Consider the following 17,323-nt stretch of genomic DNA (forward strand, 5'->3'; position numbering starts at 1 on the left):
GGGAGGGTGCATGCTGATCACGCGAGCCGTGAGAGCGGTGGCGTTCGCGGAGCGGGCTGCAGGAGCGGAGGGGCAGAGGGCGATCGCGCCCCATGTCGCGGGCGAGATCGCTCGCCTCGGCGACCTCGACGACGAGGATCTGGGGCACGTCTTCCGAGCGCTCTCGACCGCTCAGCTCCGCGGCATGGCCGTCCTTCCCGCCGCGCTCCCGCTCTCGCCTGCGCTCCGCGATCGTCATGCGTCGGCGTTGGAGGCCGCGGGCTCGGCCGGACGGCGGCTGCTGCTGACCGCGGCCCTCAGCACCTCCGATCGGTTCGACGTGGTGCTCGCCGCCGCCGCGATCGACCCCGCGGTCCTCCTCACTGACGGCATGGGCGAGCTCCTGTCGTGGAACGATGGACGTTTCCGCTTCGTCTCGCCCGCGGCGCGGGCCGCTGTTCTCCAGGCGCCGCGCAGTCACCGGGACACGGTCCATCGAGCGCTCGCCCGTGCGCATCGTCGGCGGGGCGAGACGGGGCGCGAGGCCTGGCACGCCGTTCAGCTGGGCGGTGCCGCGAGCGGGGCGGTCGCGGAGCTCGCACGCTTCGGACGTCGGCTCCTCGCCGGGGGCTCCGCCGACGCGGCGTACCGAGTCGGCAGGCTCGTCGCAGGGGATGGTGACGGCGGGCCGAGCGCGAGCGGACGTCTGCTGATGGGTCGCGCGGCGGCGGCGCTGGGCTGTTTCGAGGAAGCGGTCGCGGTGCTGCGCTCCCTGGACGGCACGAGGCAGGGGGAGGAGGCGGCGGGACTGCGTGATGCGATCGACAGCATGCTCCACGGCGCGCTGCCGGCCGAGAACGGGCTTGCGACGCTCCTGCGGCTGGGTGGCGCTCTGCGCCAGTTCGAGGCGACGCGTTCCGATCACGAGGCGCTGCACGGGATGGCGGCGATCCTCGCCGGCTGGGGTGACGACGACGAGGTGGACGGGATCCAGGCGCGCCTCATGGCGACCACGGTCGGCGCACGGCCGGCATGGCCGTGGCGGATCACCACCGGTCCGCTGTCGCCGATCATCGAGGCCCAGTTCCGTGGGCAGCAGGCGGTGCTTCTTCTCCTCGCGGGGGAGCCGGCGAGCGCGGCGGCGACGCTCCGAGACGCGCTGTTGCGGCTGCCGATGACCCATTTCGCCGGTGGCCTGATGACGAGCGTGCTGCGTGTGCTGCGCCACACGGCCCCCGACCTGTGGGGCCTCGAGAGCTCCTTCGCCCTGGTGCGGCCGGCGTCCTCGGTGCAGCTGGACCTGGAGTACGAGCTGCGGGCTCCGCGGATCACGGCGATCGCTGCCCGGCTCACGCGCGCCGCCGGGATGCGGGCGCAGCTGCGGAGCAGGCTGACCGCTCGCGAGAACGAGATCGTCGACCTCGTCGGGGAGGGGATGAAGAACCGCGAGATCGGAGCTCGTCTGGGCATCGCGGGACGTACGGTGGAGATCCATCTCGGCCGGATCTTCCGCAAGATCGGGATCGGCGGCAGGTCCGAGCTCATCGCCCTCGTCCTGCGCGATCGCGCGGGAAGGGGTGACTGCTGACGGGTTCACCCTTCTTTGACCGGGTGCGGAAAGCCCAGGTCGTCCCGGGGAAGTTTCGCTGACAGCGAAGGCTCAGAACTCGCGGGTGTGAATGTCCGCGGCTCGTGGCACTCTATAGCGTGGCCGAATCCCGGCTTCATCCGCCCACCAGGAATCCAGGAAGTCCGCCTGTGCTCGGAAAAATCCTCGTCCGCTATCTCACCCGCTACCGATGGCTGCTCCTCGGCGTGCTGGTCTTCCAGTTCGCCAGTGCGCTGGCATCGCTCTATCTGCCACGTCTGAACGCCGACATCATCGACAAGGGCGTCGCCACCGCCGACACCGGATACATCTGGTCGCACGGCGCGCTCATGCTCGCCGTCTCGCTCGGCCAGATCGTCGCGTCGATCGTCGCGACGTACTTCGCCGCCCGCGCCGCCATGAGCATGGGCCGCGACATCCGCTCCGACGTCTTCTCCCGCGTGAGCGGGTTCTCCGAACGCGAGGTCTCGCAGTTCGGCGCCGGATCGCTCATCACCCGCAACACGAACGACGTGCAGCAGGTCCAGATGCTGGCGATGATGGGCTCGACCATGTTCATCACCGCGCCGCTCCTCGCGATCGGCGGCATCATCATGGCGCTGCAGACCAACTTCGGGCTCAGCTGGCTCATCGCGGTCTCGGTGCCGGCGCTCCTGATCGTCGCCGCTCTCATCATCGGCCGGATGGTCCCGCTGTTCCGCAGCTACCAGGGCAAGCTCGACGCGGTCAACCGCGTCATGCGCGAGCAGCTCACCGGCGTCAGGGTCGTGCGCGCCTTCGTGCGCGAGCGGATCGAGGAGGAGCGGTTCCGCGAGGCCAACACCGACATCATGGTCGTCGGCCGCAAGGTCGGCTCGCTCTTCGTGCTGCTCTTCCCGCTGTTCATGCTCATCCTCAACGTCACCGTCGTCGGCGTGATCTGGTTCGGCGGCATCGAGGTCAACGACGGCACGGTCGAGGTCGGCACGCTGTTCGCGTTCATGCAGTACATCGGCCAGATCATGATGGGCATCATCATGTCGAGCTTCATGGCGATGATGATCCCCCGTGCGGCGGTCTCGGCCGAGCGCGTCGGCGAGGTCCTCGACGCCGAGTCGACGATGACCCGTCCGGAGAACGGCGTCACGACCTTCCCCGTCCCCGGAGCCGTCGCCTTCGACGACGTCGAGTTCACCTATCCGGGCGCCGCCTCGCCGGTGCTCACCGGAATCAGCTTCGCGGCCGACCCCGGTGAGACGGTGGCGATCGTCGGGTCCACCGGCTCGGGCAAGACGACGCTCGTCTCGCTCATCCCCCGCCTTTTCGACGTGACCGGCGGATCGGTCGCCGTCGGCGGGACCGATGTGCGCGAGGCCGATGTCGAGGCGCTCTGGCAGAGCATCGGGCTCGTGCCGCAGCGTCCCTTCCTGTTCACCGGGACGGTCGCGTCCAACCTCCGCTACGGCCGTGAGGACGCGACGGACGAGGACCTGTGGAAGGCGCTCGAGATCGCCCAGGCGAAGGACTTCGTCTCGGAGATGCCGAAGGGCCTGGACTCGCCGATCGTGCAGGGAGGCACCAACGTCTCCGGCGGGCAGCGTCAGCGTCTGGCGATCGCCAGGGCGATCGTGCACCAGCCGCGGATCCTCGTCTTCGACGACTCGTTCTCGGCGCTGGACCTGACCACCGACGCCCGGCTCCGCCAGGCGCTGTGGCGGGAGCTGCCCGACGTCACCAAGATCGTCGTCGCCCAGCGCGTCTCGACGATCACCGACGCCGACCGGATCATCGTCCTCGAAGACGGGACGATGGTCGGTGTCGGCACCCACGAGCAACTGCTCGAGACCAATGACACCTATCGCGAGATCGTGGAGTCGCAGCTGGGGGTGGACGCATGAGCGACAACGTCGACAAGAAGGCCGCCCGTGCCGCGCGCGTGGCCGAGCGCCGTGCCAAGGCCGAGGCCGGATCCGCGCCCGTCGCGGAGATGACCGAGCTCGAGGCGTACGAGGCCGAGCAGGCCGAGAAGGCGCGTCAGGAGGGCGGCGGCATGTTCGACGGCCCCGCTCCTGGCAAGGCCGACAACTTCGGCCCGAGCTTCAAGCGGATGATCGGGCTGCTCAAGCCCTCCGCCCTCTGGTTCGTGCTCGTGTCGTTCCTCGGGGCCGTGGGCGTCGTGCTCGCCGTCGCGGCGCCGAAGGTGCTGGGCGAGGCCACGAACCTCGTCTACGAGGGCTTCATCTCGAACACGCTCGCGCAGAACGGCGTGCCGGCCGGTGCTTCGCAGCAGCAGGTCGTCGACAGTCTCCGGCAGGCCGGGCAGGGCGACTTCGCGAACATGGTCGCGGCCATGAACGACTTCTCGGTCGGGACCGGCATCGACTTCGACAAGCTGCGCTGGGTCATCACGGCCGTGCTGGCGATCTACGTCGTCTCGGCGTTGCTGAGCTGGATCCAGGGCTACGTCATCAACGTGATCATGGTGCGCACCATGTGGCGCCTGCGTGAGGACGTCGAGGCCAAGATCAACCGCCTTCCGCTGTCGTACTTCGACAAGGTGCAGCGGGGTGAGCTGATCTCCCGGGTGACCAACGACATCGACAACATCACCCAGACGATGCAGCAGTCGCTGTCGGGAGCGCTGACCTCGGTCCTCACCGTGATCGGCGTGCTGGTCATGATGTTCACGATCTCGTGGCAGCTCGCCCTGGTCGCTCTCGTGGCGCTGCCGCTGATGGCGGTCATCTTCGGCATCATCGGGCCGCGCTCGCAGAAGGCCTTCGGCATGCAGTGGCGCAAGGTCGGTCGTCTCAACGCCCGGGTCGAGGAGGCCTTCTCCGGCCACGCGCTCGTGAAGGTCTACGGCCGCGAGAAGGACGCGCTCGACCGCTTCCAGAGCGAGAACCAGGAGCTCTACGAGGCGAGCTTCAAGGCGCAGTTCCTGTCCGGGATCATCATGCCGGCCATGACCTTCGTCGGAAGCCTCACCTATGTGGGGATCGCGGTGCTCGGCGGCCTGATGGTCGCCGGCGGTCAGATCCGCCTCGGTGACGTGCAGGCGTTCATCCAGTACTCGCAGCAGTTCACGCAGCCGCTGAGCGAGCTGGGCGGCATGGCCGCGGTCGTGCAGTCCGGCACGGCATCGGCCGAGCGCGTCTTCGAGCTGCTGGACGCCGAGGAGCAGGAAGCCGACGCCGACGATGCGCCGACCGTCGCCGACGGCAAGGGCGTCATCGAGTTCGAGCACGTCGCCTTCGCGTACGACCCCGAGCGGCCTCTCATCACCGACCTCTCATTCCGGGTGGAGCCGGGACAGACGGTCGCGATCGTCGGGCCGACCGGAGCGGGCAAGACCACGCTGGTGAACCTCATCATGCGGTTCTACGAGCTCAGCGGCGGTCGGATCCTGCTCGATGGCCAGGACATCGCCGAGATGGAGCGGTCTGACCTGCGTGCACGCACCGGCATGGTGCTGCAGGACCCGTGGCTGTTCGCCGGCACGATCCGGGAGAACATCCGCTACGGGCGGGCGACCGCGACGGACGACGAGATCATCGAGGCCGCGAAGGCGACATACGTCGACCGGTTCGTGCACTCCCTCCCCGAGGGATACGACACGAAGCTCGACGAGGACGCCTCGAACGTCTCGGCCGGTGAGCGTCAGCTGATCACGATCGCTCGCGCGTTCGTGGCCCAGCCGTCGATCCTCATCCTCGACGAGGCGACCAGCGCGGTCGACACCCGCACCGAGCTGCTGTTGCAGCACGCGATGGCGGCGCTCCGCAACGGGCGCACGTCGTTCGTGATCGCGCACCGCCTGTCCACCATCCGCGACGCCGACATCATCCTCGTGATGGAGCACGGCGACATCGTGGAGAAGGGCAACCACGAGGAGCTGATCGCAGCCCAGGGCGCCTACTGGAGGCTCTACCAGTCGCAGTTCGAGCAGGCGTCCGTCGACGTCGATGCCGAGGAGGCGCTCACCGGCTCGCTGTCGGTCGCCACGGGCTCGGTCTCGGTCGCTACGGGCTCGGTCGAGGCGAGTCCGTCCGTCGGTCTCGCGACCGCGGTCGGCGTAGCGACGGTCGAGGGCGCGGCGGCTGCCGGAACGGCGGAGTCCGCGGCGGCCGATGCCGTCGACGACCTGCCTGAGGGCGAGCACCGCTCCTGAGCGAACGACAAAGGGGCCCGCGTGTATCGGCGCGGGCCCCTTTGTCGTGTGTCCGCTGACCGACCCGTCTCTCTCCCCTGCTCCCGTCCCGAGATCTGTTCGTCGACGGGCGTTGACAGCGACGGATCTCGAGACCTGAGCGGGTGCGGCGGAACGAGGAGGTCGGGCGGGCGCGGCGTGCCTGCGGTCAGCGCTCGCTCAGGCCGAAGAGGTCGAGCGGATGGGTCATCCGCCACCAGAGGTCGGGGCCGTGCAGGGCGGAGGCGAGCTCGATCTGCACGTCTTCGGCGTCGAGCGGGCCCTTGACCGTCAGTGTCCCGATCCGTGCGCCCTCGTCCCAGTCCTCGCCGAGGGAGAACGAGCTGGTGGCGGTCGCTGTCGCGCCGTTCCACAGTGCGACCCGGGCGTCCGCACCAGCCACGGCCTCGACCTTCTCGCCCCAGGCGGTGGTCACCGTGCCCAGCAGTGCGTCCTTCCGCACGGCCGGCGACTTGTCCGTCAGTGCGTGCTGCACCTCCGCGTACAGTGAACGGCTCGCCGTGTAGCGGGCCTCGTCGTCGGGCTGTCCGAGGACCGAGGCGTAGACCCGCACGGTCGTGCCGTCGACGGTGATCTCCTTGGCGGAGAGGAGGTTGAAGTCCTCCTGACCGGTCTCGCCGATCGTCCCGGTCTTCACGCCGATGAACCCGGTCTCGCCGAGGAGCTTGTTGGAGTTCTTCACGACCCCTGCGCCGGGGATCTCCGCAGACGGCGTCGCGATGATCTCGCCGATCACCGGGTGGTGCACCGCGATCTGGCCGAGCTGAAGGAGCGCGCGCGGCGTCGCCGTGTTGCCCATCCCGAATCCCGAGGGGTTCTCCAGCGAGATCCCGGTCAGGTCGTTCTTGCGCAGCCAGGCCTGGGCGGCGGCGACGAAGTCCGCGTCCGAGCCCCAGATCTCGCGGGCGAGACGGTCGGCGTAGTTGTTGGCGGAGCCGAGGAGGATCCCCTGCAGCATCTGGTACTGGGTGAGCGAGCCGCCGACCGGCACGTCGAGCGAGGACTGATCCTGTTCGCGGTAGCGCCAGTACTGGTCGCTGTCGCTCTGGGTGAAGGCGAAGGAGGGTCCTTGCTCCCCTGGTGCGAGCGGCATGCGTTCGAGCGCCGCGAGGACCGTGACGACCTTCGTGATGCTCGCCATCGGCACCTGCGTCTCGGCCGAGGCGACCGCCCCGATCCCCTCGATGCCCACCGCCGCACTGCCGGTCGTGGGCCAGGCGACAGCGGCGCTCGGTGCGGGGTCGATCCGGATGGACGCCGCCGTGACCGTCGGCGGAAGCTCGGTCAGCGGCCACAGCGCCGTGGTCGCGGTGTAGGCCCCGGCAGCGCAGAGGAGCACGGCGAGCGGGACGAGCACGGAGGGACGGAGCGCCGATCGGCGCGGCGCGTCCTGGAGCAGATCGCCTCGTCCTCTCGCGAACGCCTCCGTCGCGGACGATCCGGTGGCGGTCGACACGGCGAGGCGTTCGATGTCGACCCAGGCGAGGGCGTCGGCATCAGGAGAGGCGGGATCGATCAAGGATGTGTCCGGAGCCGGCAGGGTCGCCGGGGCCGTCATGGCCCCTGGGGCGACCGCCACGGTTCCCGTCGCGCGCGGAGCAGGGGATGCTCCGTCCGCGACGGTGTTCGCGGGAGCCAGGGCCGCCTCGGCGGCGGCGACCTCGGCGGCCAGGTCCGAGACGGCGAGCGCCGGGGCCGGCGCGGCGAGGTCCGGCGTGGGGGCGTCGGCGTTCGAGGTCCCGCCGACAGGCGACTCGTCCGCCGTGGGGGCGCCGGGGTCGGCGTCGTCGGTGGTCACGGCTCCACCGTACCGGCGGCTCCTGTGGGACTGCCGCTCCGGTGTCCGCGGCATGTCGGGTTCGCGGGTTCTGGGATCGTCGGACACGCGCCCCGGTGACGAGCGGAGAGCCCCCGGCGTCGACGCAGGGGTCCGCGGCGCTAAGATGGCGGGACACACCACGGGAGTCCGGCGAGCCGGGCTGAGAGGAAGCGATCCGCGCTTCGACCGTCGAACCTGATCTGGATCATGCCAGCGCAGGGAGGAGTATCGAATGAACACGTCCGCACCCGTCTCCCCGGCCGGGACCTCGGCCGCTCGTCGCACCGACCGCTGGCGGTGGAGAGTCGTCGACATCGTCGTCGCGAGCGTCGTCGCCGTCGCCTGCGCCGTCGTCTTCCTGCTCTGGAACGTGGGCAATGAGGTCCCGGGAACGCTCCTCAAGCCGCTCCTGCCCGGGATCCAGGGACTCCTCGCGGGGCCCTGGCTGATCGCCGGCGTCCTCGGCGGTCTGATCATCCGCAAGCCCGGCGCCGCGCTGTACACCGAGCTCGTCGCCGCGACGATCTCCGCGCTCGTGGGCAACCAGTGGGGACCGTTGACGATCGTCTCCGGCCTCGTGCAGGGCTTCGGCGCCGAGATCGTCTTCCTCCTCTTCCTCTATGGCGTATGGCGGCTGCCGGTGGCGGTCCTCGCCGGCGCCGGCGCCGGTCTTGCCGGCGGCATCAACGACCGCCTGCTCTGGTACGCCGGGGCGGACACGCTCTTCACCGTCGTCTACATCACCGCCACGACCCTCTCCGGCGCCGTCATCGCCGGGCTCGGCGGCTGGCTCATCACCCGTGGCCTGGCCGCGACCGGTGCCCTGAGCAGGTTCGCGTCCGGGCGCACCGCCACCACGCGGGTGTGAGCGCACCGTTCGCGCCGACCCCGGCCGCGCTGGAGGCGCGCGGTTGGGGATGGCGGTATGCGACGCGTCTGCGGTGGGCCGTCCGCGAGGCAACGCTGCGCATCGCGCCCGGCGAGCGGGTGCTCCTGCTGGGGGCCTCGGGCTCGGGCAAATCGACCCTGCTCCAGGGGCTCGGCGGAGTGCTGGGCGGCGCGGACGAGGGCGAGGAGCTCGGCGCGCTGCTCGTCGACGGCCTACCGGCTTCGCGGACGCGGGGGCGGATCGGCATGGTCCTGCAGGATCCGGACACGCAGACGATCCTCGCCCGGGTGGGTGACGACGTCGCGTTCGGCTGCGAGAACCTCGGCGTCCCCCGGGCCGAGATCTGGCCGCGGGTGAGCGCCGCGCTCGCCGGAGCCGGGCTCGATCTGCCGCTCGACCATCCGACCTCGGCGCTGTCCGGGGGGCAGAAGCAGCGGCTGGCGCTCGCCGGCGTGCTCGCGATGCGTCCCGGCGCCCTGCTGCTGGACGAGCCGACCGCGAACCTGGACCCCGACGGCGTCGTGGAGGTGCGCGACGCCGTCGCGCGCGCGCTGGGCGCCACGGGGGCGACCCTCGTCGTGATCGAGCACCGGATCGACGCCTGGCTCCCGCTGGTGGACCGGGTGATCGTGCTCGGTGCCGAGGACCAGGGCACCGTCGTCCTTGCGGACGGGAGCCCGGACGAGGTGCTGGGCGCCCGCCGGGACGAGCTCGCGGCCGCCGGCGTCTGGGTTCCGGGGGTCCGGCCGGCCTTCCCTCCTCCGCCGTCCACGGCTCCGGGGGAGGAACTCCTCCGGAGCGAGCGTCTCGTCGTCGGACGGGTCGAGAGGGCGCCGGTCGCGGGCCCTCTCGACCTGACCGTACGCGCCGGGGAGGCGGTCGGGATCACCGGGCCGAACGGTGCGGGCAAGTCGACGCTCGGCCTGACCCTCGCCGGGCTCATTCCCGCACAGGCGGGACGGGTCGTCGCGTCCTCCGCGCTCGCGGAGGGGCTGAAGAGCGCTGACCCGCACGCCTGGCCGTCGCGTGCGCTGTTGACTCGGATCGGGATGGTGCTGCAGAGCCCGGAGCACCAGCTCCTTGCCCGCACGGTTCGCGAGGAGCTGGCGATCGGCCCCCGTGCCCTCGGCCTCGACGATGCGGAGGCGAACGCCCTGGTCGACGGACTGCTGGAGCGACTGCGCCTCGCCCCGCTCGCCGAGGCCAACCCCTACACGCTCTCGGGCGGCGAGAAGCGCCGACTCACGGTCGCGGCGGCTCTCGCCACGGGGCCGCGGGTCCTCGTCCTCGACGAGCCGACGTTCGGCCAGGATGCGACCACCTGGGCCGAGCTCGTCGCGCTCATCGCCGCCGTCCGCGACGCGGGGACCGCGGTCGTCGCCGTGACGCACGACCACGATGTCCTCCGCGCATTGCATGCCCGCCCTGTGGTCATGGAGGGGCGAGGCGCCGGGGGCGTCCCCGATGAGGGGAAGGGGCCACGACGGTGGCCGCGCTGAGCCCGCCCGGCGCGAGGGCCATCCGCACCGGCCCCATCGCCTCACGCAACGCGCTGGCCAAGCTGGCCGCCGCGCTGCTCATCGGCCTTCCGCTGATCCTCACGATCGACGTGCTCTCGGCCGCTGTCGCGCTCGTCCTGGAGATCCCGATCCTGCTCTGCGCGGGCCTGCGGCCACGGGAGTTCTGGACGCGCACGGCGGTTCTGTGGGTCGCGGCGCCGCTCAGCGCCGTGACCATCGCCCTCTACGGGGCGACGAGCGGGGCGGTGCTCGTCGAATGGCTGGTGGTGCGGGTGAGCGAGGGGTCGCTCGCGCTCGCCGTGGCGACCGCGCTGCGCGTCCTCGCGATCGGGCTCCCCGCCGTGGCGCTGTTCACGACCGTCGATCCGACGGATCTGGCGGACGCCCTCGGTCAACGGATGCGGCTGCCGGCCCGGTTCGTCGTCGGCGCGCTCGCGGGGATGCGCATGCTCGGGCTGCTTGTGGAGGACTGGCGCGCCCTCGCCCTCGCCCGCCGGGCGCGAGGGGTCGCGGACGAGGGGCGGATCCGGCGGACGCTCGGGATGGCGTTCGCCCTCTTCGTGCTCGCGATCCGCCGGGGCTCCTCGCTCGCGACGGCGATGGAGGCCCGAGGGTTCGGCGGCCGGGGCCCGCGGACGTGGGCGCGGGTCTCCCGATGGGGTGGCGGCGACACCGCGCTCCTGCTCGTCGCGGCGTTCATCCCGCTCGCGGCCATCGCCGCCGCCGTCGTCTTCGGCACCTGGAACTTCATCCTCGGGCCCGCCTGACGCCGATCGGTCAGGTCGCGTCCCAGAGACCGCGGTAGTAGGCCAGGCGCTCGCGGTCGGGCTCGATGCCGTAGGCCTCGATGAGGGTGTCCTCCCACCCGGTGTCGTAGTTCCACTCGATGCTCATGGTCGCGACCGCGATGTCGGCCCAGCGATCGGCGACGCCGAGCAGGGCGAGGTCGACGTGGGCCGTCCAACGACCGTCATCGTCCAGCAGCGTGTTCGGCATGCAGGCGTCGCCGTGGCAGACGACGAGACGATCGATCGGGGGTGCGGTGCGGAAGCGCTCGGGGACGACGATCCCACGTCGCTCGGCGTTGGCGATCCGCGACTCGACGCTCCACTCCCATGGGCATGCGGACACGGGGAGCGCGTCGTGCATCGCCCGGAGCCCTTCGCCCACGGCGCGCACCGCCCGCTCGGGCCGGCTCTGCCAGCGCGGGTCGACCGCGCTCCAGCCCTCGATCGCGACGGTCACGAGCCATTCGTGCGTCTCGTCCTCGCCGTGATCGAGCACGCGCGGCACACGGATCCAGGATCCTGCCCAGCTCATGCGCTCGGCCTCGTCGCGGAGTGAGAACTCCAGGTTCCGTGGGCCCCACTTGACGTAGAAGGGCTGGCCGTCGGCCGGGGAGGCACGGAAGGTGAGCCCGCCATAGTCGTTGTCCCAGACGCAGACGAGATCCGCCCCGCGGGCGAGCTCCTCCACACGGGCGGGGACGGCGACAGGCTGGTCGGGGATCGACATGGCTCCATCCTGCCCGAGCACGGGTGACCCGCGTCCGGGCCGTCGTCGTCAGGACGGTCATCGGGGTGGCGGACGAGATGCCTTCGGCTCGGTCGGCGGAGAGGCACGCAGAGTAGAGGAGTCGGCGGAACGGGCACGGGCCTTGCGCAGGGCGCGTTGGAGCGCGCGCAGAGACGGGAACCCGGAGCGCCGGGCCACCTCGGTGCGGCTGAGGAAGCGATCTGTCCCATTCTCCGCGAGCGTCTGAGCCGTTCGCAGCCGGGCCCGTTCGAGGTGCTGCAGCGGTGTCGAGCCGCTGCGGGCGAACGCACGGTTGAGATAGGTCGCCGAGACGCCGAGATGGTCGGCGAGATCCGCGATCCGGAACTCGCTCTCGTGGTAGTGCTCCTCGATGATGGTCAGCGCTCTCCAGAAGGTCTGCAGCTCGCCGGCCGGTGCGGGGCTCGCGCCGGAGGGGAAATCGCGCAGCAGCGAGGCGTTGAGCTCGGCGGTCAGCAGATGACGGACGGATCCGACGATGTGCACGAACGATGGATCGGTGTGCGTGATGGCGGAGTTGAACATCGTCATCAGCAGGGAGATCAGGCAGCGCCCGAAGTCGCCCTGGTCGAGCCGGGTGCCCAGCCGCAGCTCGCTCATGGCGAGAGCCTCGCGGAACTGCTCCCGATCGGTGCGCACGGCCGTATAGGCGAACGGCTTCTTGTTCACGAGCAGGGGAGGCGAGGCAGGGTCGATGGCCATCCAGTCCTGTTCGGAGCGCACGTGGAAGGAGCCGGAGTCGGAGACGTGCTCCACAGACCCTTCGAGCGGGAACAGGAACCAGGCGTGGTCGGCGGGGACGTCCGCGGGAAGGCGCATGCGTGCGGGGCTGCGCCATTCGCGGACGACGAGGAAGTCACGTCTCTGGATCACGTCGCCGGCGACGCGCAGGTCGTCGTTCGTCGCGGGGACGAAGCCGTTGCGCTCCACCCATCGCCGCGCCGCGTCGCCGCTGAGCGCGACTCGGCGTTCGGTACGCCCCTCCCCGTTCACCATGGTCTCTTCGCGTACACCCCCCGATGCGCGTCCGCGGCCGCGCAGACGTGAACCATCGAAGCGGAGCCGGGGCGGCTCCTGCGGGGGAAGCGTCAGATCTGCAACCAGAACGAGCAGGACGGCAACTAGTATTTCGCCTCGATCCAGAAAGTCCTAGAGCATCGAGTCGCCGTCCTGGGGAAGCGACGCTTGAGCCGCGGAAAACGACATCTGGTCGTCGATCCGCCACGGAGTTCCACGTTCGCAGGGGCGGTGCATCCAACTGAGAACGAAGGGGGATCATCCGCATGGATGAGATCAAGGACGCGGCTGCCTCGGAGCAGACGCAGGGAGTTTCGCGACGGACGATCGTGAGGGGAGCCGCATGGAGCATCCCCGTGATCGCCGCTGCGTCGGCGATGCCGCTGGCCGCCGCGTCGGCGTCGAAGTGTCCGCTCGCCCGGTATGCGCCGGACGGCGCGCTCCGGGTCAAGCCGGGGGAGGTCGTGGAGTTCGACGTCGCCGCGCTGGTCGGCACGAAGCCGACGCCGGGCACGCAGATCAAGCTCACCCTCGAGCCGGTCACCTTCGAGGAGGGGGAAGAGGAGGACCCGGACAAGGACGGCCCTCAGGCGCCGTCGTCGGAGGCGCTCGAGGACTCCGAGGCTCCCGAGGCGCCGGAGGCTCTCGCCCCCGAGGGGCCGGGGGCGGCCCCGGAAGGGGAGGCGTCCTTCCTGAACGACGCCGGAACGGCGGTCGGCAAGACGATCACCGTGACGACGGGTCCCTCGGGCCTCGCTCGAGTGCGCGTCCGCGGCGACAAGCTCGGCAACCTGCGCATCCACGCGATGGCCATCGGAGTGACCGGGTGCGGCGATCCCGGCGTGAAGCGCCACCTCACCGTCGTCGCCGAGATCAACAAGCTCGCCAACTCCTGGGGACGCGGCAGCTACGGGATGATCGGTGACGGTGCGCTCGTCCACCGACCGGTCCCGGTCTCGCCCGCCCTGCGGAGCGGCACCTACATCGCGACGGGGAGCGCGCGGCTCACGCAGTACGTCGTCGACGGTGACGGGCAGATCTGGTCCTGGGGCTCCAACGCCAACGGCATCCTGGGCACCGGGTCGGTGACTCCGGGCTACGTCCGGACGCCGGTCCCCGCACAGAACATCGACCGGGTGCGGTTCATGGACGTCGCCGACGGCTGCGGGCTGGCCTCGGCCGCGCTGACGGTCAACGGCGATGTCTACACCTGGGGATATGGCGGTGCCGGCGCGCATGGGCTCGGGCACCTCAAGCGCGTGCTCGCACCGACCAAGGTTCAGCAGCTGAAGGACATCTCGCAGGTCGCCATGGGCTACCGCGGCGGCATCGCCCTCAGCAAGACCGGGAAGGTCTACACCTGGGGCTACAACGCCAGCGGCGAGCTGGGCAACGGGAACTTCGGCGGGTACGGAGCGGCGCCGGCCGAGGTGCGGCCGCTCAACGAGGGCAAGGACTTCACGATCGTCGCGGTGGCCGCCGCCTATCACGCGCGCTTCGCGCTGGCGAGCAACGGCGACCTCTACGCCTGGGGTTATCAGGGCTCATATGCCAACGGGATGCAGGAGCGCAAGAGCACGCCGACGGTGATCCTGCGTGGCGCGCGGAAGGTCTTCGCGAGCTGCTGGACGGGGTGGGCGGTCATGGACGACAACAGCGTCCGTGCGTGGGGACGCAACGGGTACGGACTGTTCGCCAACGGGCAGCGCAGCGGCATCTTCACGGCGGCGCAGCCGGCGTACGTCGGCCTGCCCAAGGGGGCGGTCGTCGACAAGATCGTCAACGGCGAGTACACCTCCGTGGTCAAGCTCGCGGACGGACGTCTGTTCGCCGCCGGCTACAACGGACAGGGGAACACCGGGACGGGCATCGTCCCGACGCCGCTCTACTCGCCGACGAAGGTCCTCATCGACGGGGACAGGGCGACGGACGTGTCGTCGACGAACTACGCGTCGGTGGCGACCCTTCCCTGAGGCTGGGCGCCGCGTCCCGCAGAGCGTCCGCCACACCTCCACGGCGGACGAACGGCGGGACCGGTGAGCTCGGAGAGGCGAAGCACCCTCACGCCTTATGCGCGAGGGTGCTTCGCCGTGTCTTCTGCCCCGGGCGCTCCCGTTCTTCGCGGACGCCCGGGGCGAGCCGTTCGCCGCCGCCGGTTGTCCGTGACGGGTGGCGGAGGTAGCGTCCCCTCGGGGAAGGAGCCTCGATGACGACGGAACGCCGGGAGCTGCTCGATCGCGTCCGTGTGCTCCTCGGCGCGGGCGAGGTGCGCGAGGTGAGCATGTTCGGGGCCGTCGCCCTCATGGTCGACGACGCGATGGCGGTCGCGGTGCAGAAGGACGGCGGCCTGCTCGTCCGCGTCGCTCCCGCGGAGGACGGGTCTCTTCTCGCCGAGCCCGACGCGACGCGGGCGGAGATGGGACGGGGCCGCGCGATGGGGACGGGGTGGATCCGGGTGACCGCGGACGGGAAGGGTCTCTCGGACGAACGGCTGGCGTTCTGGGTCACCGCCGCACTCCGGCGGTGACGTTCATATGCTCCGGCGCCGACAGTGGGAGAACGGTCAGGCCAGAAGGGGGCGGAGCGCCGCGGCGAGCACGACGGCGTGGTTGTGCTCGGGGTCGTGTGCGGCGTAGACGAGTGTGACGACGGGGCGGTCGCGCAGCTCTGCGGAGAGGGCGCGCAGCGCGGACGCGGACGGACCCGCGAGCTCGGCGCGGTAGTGATCCGCATAGACCTCCCACTCCTCGGGCGGGGCATGGTGCCACGCCTTCCGCAGTTCGGGGGACGGGGCGGTGTCCTTGGCCCACAGGTCGATCCCCGCCCGCTCCTTCGTCACGCCACGAGGCCACAGCCGGTCGACGAGCACGCGGAAGCCGTCGTCCGCGGACGCGGTGTCGTAGGCTCGCCTGAGATGCAGTTCCATGGCCTCAGCCAACACCTCCTGGCGCTCGTCCGCCAGCGGTCGCGCGTCATCGGCTGAGACCGGGGATCACCTACACTGACACTCGGTCGCCGTTGCGGCGAAGTTCGAAGGAGAACTCGAAGATGCGGATCCAGGGATCGGGCGCCCTCGTCACCGGCGGCGCCAGCGGACTCGGCCTCGCGACGGCACGGCGCCTCGCGGACGCCGGCGCGCATGTGACGATCATCGACCTCCCCGGCTCGGCCGGCGCCGACGTCGCGGCGGAGCTGGGTGGCCTCTTCGTCCCGGCCGACGTCACGAGCCCGGACGAGGTTCGCGCCGCGGTCGACGCCGCGCAGGCCGCCGCCCCGCTGCGGATCGTCGTGAACTGCGCGGGGATCGCGCCCCCGGCCAAGGTGCTCGACCGCGACGGCAGCCCCACCGACCTCGCCGCGTTCGAGCGTGTCGTCCGCATCAACCTCGTCGGCACCTTCAACGTCACCTCGCAGGCCTCCGCGGCCATCGCGAGGAACGAGCCGGCCGAGGGCGGCGACCGCGGTGTGATCGTGAGCACGGCGAGCGTGGCCGCGTTCGACGGGCAGATCGGGCAGCCGGCCTACTCGGCCTCCAAGGGCGGCGTCCACGCCATGACCCTTCCGATCGCTCGGGAGCTCGCTCGCCACGCGATCCGCGTCTGCACGATCGCTCCGGGCATCATGGAGACCCCGATGCTCGCGGGCCTCCCGCAGGCCGCGCAGGACTCGCTCGGACAGCAGGTGCCGCACCCCGCTCGTCTGGGGCGACCCGACGAGTACGCGGCGCTCGTGCAGCACATCGTCGAGAACGACTACCTCAACGGCGAGACGATCCGCCTCGACGGCGCGATCCGCATGGCGCCGAAGTAAGCGCTCTCCGACCCGCCGGGTCGCCGCCTCGCCGGCGTTCCGGCGGAGGAGCGAACGACCGGAAGAGAGAAGGAGCGCAGGATGGCCGAGAACGAGAAGGCCCTCGCGGGCACCACGATCCTGATGTCGGGAGGCAGCCGCGGCATCGGACTCGCGATCGCGCTGCGCGCCGCCGCCGACGGCGCGAACATCGCGCTGCTGGCGAAGACCGACACCCCGCATCCGAAGCTCGAGGGCACCATCCACACGGCGGCCGAGCGCATCCGCGAGGCCGGCGGGCGGGCGCTCCCGATCGTCGGCGACGTGCGCGACGACGACGACATCACCGAAGCGGTGCTGAAGACGCAGGGCGAGTTCGGCGGGATCGACGCGGTGATCAACAACGCCAGCGTCATCGACCTGTCGACCTCGCTCGACCTCGCCGCGAAGAAGTACGACCTCATGCAGGACGTCAACGTCCGTGGCACCTTCATGCTGAGCCGCGCGGCGATCCCGGTGCTGAAGGACGCTCCGAACCCGCACATCCTCTCCCTCTCGCCGCCGCTGAACCCCACCCCGCGCTGGCTCGGCGCCCACACCGGCTACACGCTGGCGAAGTTCGGCATGACGATGGTCACCCTCGGGCTCGCGGCCGAGTTCGCGGAGGCGGGGATCGCGGCGAACACGCTCTGGCCGCGCACGACGATCGCCACGGCCGCCGTGCAGAACCTCCTCGGCGGCGACCGGGTGATGGCCGCGAGCCGGACGCCCGAGATCTACGCGGACGCGGCCTACGCGGTGCTCACCTCGCCCGCGCGGGAGAACACCGGACGCTCGCTCATCGTCGAGGACGTGCTCGAGGCCGCGGGCGTGACCGACTTCTCTGCATACGCGGCGGTGCCCGGCACGCCGGACGACCGGCTGTTCCCCGACATCTTCCTGGACTGAGGCCTGGCCT

General features: G+C 70.9%; 14 protein-coding genes and 1 riboswitch. Of the genes, 10 read left to right on the forward strand and 4 right to left on the reverse strand.

What is annotated here, in order from left to right; genetic code table 11:
- Nucleotides 1–10 precede the first annotated feature (10 nt).
- The 3 genes from ACP15J_RS11400 (at nt 11) to ACP15J_RS11410 (ending at nt 5,738) form a co-directional block, all read left to right on the forward strand.
- Complete coding sequence (locus ACP15J_RS11400) at nt 11–1,567, forward strand: helix-turn-helix transcriptional regulator (protein WP_424937114.1); 1,557 nt, start codon at nt 11–13, stop codon at nt 1,565–1,567.
- 170 nt (nt 1,568–1,737) lie between these two features.
- Complete coding sequence (locus ACP15J_RS11405; protein WP_424937115.1) at nt 1,738–3,465, forward strand: ABC transporter ATP-binding protein; 1,728 nt, start codon at nt 1,738–1,740, stop codon at nt 3,463–3,465.
- 89 nt (nt 3,466–3,554) lie between these two features.
- Nucleotides 3,555–5,738, forward strand: a complete 2,184-nt coding sequence (locus ACP15J_RS11410; protein WP_424980951.1) for an ABC transporter ATP-binding protein — start codon at nt 3,555–3,557, stop codon at nt 5,736–5,738.
- 187 nt (nt 5,739–5,925) lie between these two features.
- Here ACP15J_RS11410 and ACP15J_RS11415 read toward each other — a convergent pair whose 3' ends face one another.
- Nucleotides 5,926–7,575 carry a D-alanyl-D-alanine carboxypeptidase family protein gene (locus ACP15J_RS11415; protein ID WP_424937117.1) on the reverse strand — a complete coding sequence of 550 codons (1,650 nt, stop codon included), beginning with the start codon at nt 7,573–7,575 and terminating at the stop codon, nt 5,926–5,928.
- Between the two features lie 150 nt (nt 7,576–7,725).
- Nucleotides 7,726–7,835, forward strand: a riboswitch (TPP riboswitch).
- On the opposite strand from ACP15J_RS11415, the gene ACP15J_RS11420 reads away from it, so the two are divergent.
- From ACP15J_RS11420 to ACP15J_RS11430, 3 genes are all read left to right on the forward strand, one after another.
- A complete protein-coding gene (locus ACP15J_RS11420) occupies nt 7,829–8,464 on the forward strand; it encodes an ECF transporter S component (protein WP_424937118.1) in 636 nt (211 codons plus the stop codon). Its footprint overlaps the riboswitch before it by 7 nt.
- On the forward strand, nt 8,461–9,984 hold the full coding sequence (locus ACP15J_RS11425) for an ABC transporter ATP-binding protein (RefSeq protein ID WP_424937119.1): 1,524 nt from the start codon (nt 8,461–8,463) through the stop codon (nt 9,982–9,984). Before ACP15J_RS11420 ends, ACP15J_RS11425 begins: the two co-directional genes overlap by 4 nt.
- On the forward strand, nt 9,972–10,772 hold the full coding sequence (locus tag ACP15J_RS11430; RefSeq protein ID WP_424937120.1) for an energy-coupling factor transporter transmembrane component T family protein: 801 nt from the start codon (nt 9,972–9,974) through the stop codon (nt 10,770–10,772). The genes ACP15J_RS11425 and ACP15J_RS11430 overlap by 13 nt, the downstream gene beginning before the upstream one ends.
- Before the next feature lie 10 nt (nt 10,773–10,782).
- On the opposite strand, the gene ACP15J_RS11435 is transcribed toward ACP15J_RS11430, so the two are convergent.
- Together ACP15J_RS11435 and ACP15J_RS11440 are read right to left on the reverse strand one after the other, a co-directional pair.
- Nucleotides 10,783–11,520, reverse strand: a complete 738-nt coding sequence (locus tag ACP15J_RS11435; protein ID WP_424937121.1) for a phosphotransferase — start codon at nt 11,518–11,520, stop codon at nt 10,783–10,785.
- Nucleotides 11,521–11,577: 57 nt separating this feature from the next.
- Nucleotides 11,578–12,555, reverse strand: a complete 978-nt coding sequence (locus tag ACP15J_RS11440) for a helix-turn-helix domain-containing protein (RefSeq protein ID WP_424937122.1) — start codon at nt 12,553–12,555, stop codon at nt 11,578–11,580.
- A 287-nt stretch (nt 12,556–12,842) separates the two neighbouring features.
- On the opposite strand from ACP15J_RS11440, the gene ACP15J_RS11445 reads away from it, so the two are divergent.
- Both ACP15J_RS11445 and ACP15J_RS11450 read left to right on the forward strand, forming a co-directional pair.
- Nucleotides 12,843–14,549 (forward strand): RCC1 domain-containing protein, encoded by a 1,707-nt coding sequence (locus ACP15J_RS11445; protein ID WP_424937123.1) that lies wholly within the window; start codon nt 12,843–12,845, stop codon nt 14,547–14,549.
- 233 nt (nt 14,550–14,782) lie between these two features.
- Complete coding sequence (locus tag ACP15J_RS11450; protein WP_424937124.1) at nt 14,783–15,103, forward strand: TfoX/Sxy family protein; 321 nt, start codon at nt 14,783–14,785, stop codon at nt 15,101–15,103.
- Nucleotides 15,104–15,139: 36 nt separating this feature from the next.
- On the opposite strand, the gene ACP15J_RS11455 is transcribed toward ACP15J_RS11450, so the two are convergent.
- Nucleotides 15,140–15,502 carry a DUF488 domain-containing protein gene (locus tag ACP15J_RS11455; RefSeq protein WP_424937125.1) on the reverse strand — a complete coding sequence of 121 codons (363 nt, stop codon included), beginning with the start codon at nt 15,500–15,502 and terminating at the stop codon, nt 15,140–15,142.
- Nucleotides 15,503–15,624: 122 nt separating this feature from the next.
- Here ACP15J_RS11455 and ACP15J_RS11460 point away from each other — a divergent pair, with 122 nt between their 5' ends.
- Nucleotides 15,625–16,386 (forward strand): SDR family NAD(P)-dependent oxidoreductase, encoded by a 762-nt coding sequence (locus ACP15J_RS11460; protein ID WP_424937126.1) that lies wholly within the window; start codon nt 15,625–15,627, stop codon nt 16,384–16,386.
- A gap of 81 nt (nt 16,387–16,467) precedes the next feature.
- Nucleotides 16,468–17,313 (forward strand): SDR family oxidoreductase, encoded by an 846-nt coding sequence (locus tag ACP15J_RS11465; RefSeq protein ID WP_424937127.1) that lies wholly within the window; start codon nt 16,468–16,470, stop codon nt 17,311–17,313.
- Nucleotides 17,314–17,323 lie beyond the last annotated feature (10 nt).

This window comes from Microbacterium sp. S308A+ (assembly GCF_049800815.1).
GTDB lineage: Bacteria > Actinomycetota > Actinomycetes > Actinomycetales > Microbacteriaceae > Microbacterium.

Coding starts and splice junctions, on each gene's coding strand:
- ACP15J_RS11465 (WP_424937127.1), top strand. CDS start 16,468: ATGGCCGAGAACGAGAAGGCCCTCGCGGGCACCACGATCCTGATGTCG.
- ACP15J_RS11450 (WP_424937124.1), top strand. CDS start 14,783: ATGACGACGGAACGCCGGGAGCTGCTCGATCGCGTCCGTGTGCTCCTC.
- ACP15J_RS11445 (WP_424937123.1), top strand. CDS start 12,843: ATGGATGAGATCAAGGACGCGGCTGCCTCGGAGCAGACGCAGGGAGTT.
- ACP15J_RS11400 (WP_424937114.1), top strand. CDS start 11: ATGCTGATCACGCGAGCCGTGAGAGCGGTGGCGTTCGCGGAGCGGGCT.
- ACP15J_RS11420 (WP_424937118.1), top strand. CDS start 7,829: ATGAACACGTCCGCACCCGTCTCCCCGGCCGGGACCTCGGCCGCTCGT.
- ACP15J_RS11440 (WP_424937122.1), bottom strand. CDS start 12,555: ATGGTGAACGGGGAGGGGCGTACCGAACGCCGAGTCGCGCTCAGCGGC.
- ACP15J_RS11410 (WP_424980951.1), top strand. CDS start 3,555: ATGACCGAGCTCGAGGCGTACGAGGCCGAGCAGGCCGAGAAGGCGCGT.
- ACP15J_RS11435 (WP_424937121.1), bottom strand. CDS start 11,520: ATGTCGATCCCCGACCAGCCTGTCGCCGTCCCCGCCCGTGTGGAGGAG.
- ACP15J_RS11455 (WP_424937125.1), bottom strand. CDS start 15,502: ATGGAACTGCATCTCAGGCGAGCCTACGACACCGCGTCCGCGGACGAC.
- ACP15J_RS11460 (WP_424937126.1), top strand. CDS start 15,625: ATGCGGATCCAGGGATCGGGCGCCCTCGTCACCGGCGGCGCCAGCGGA.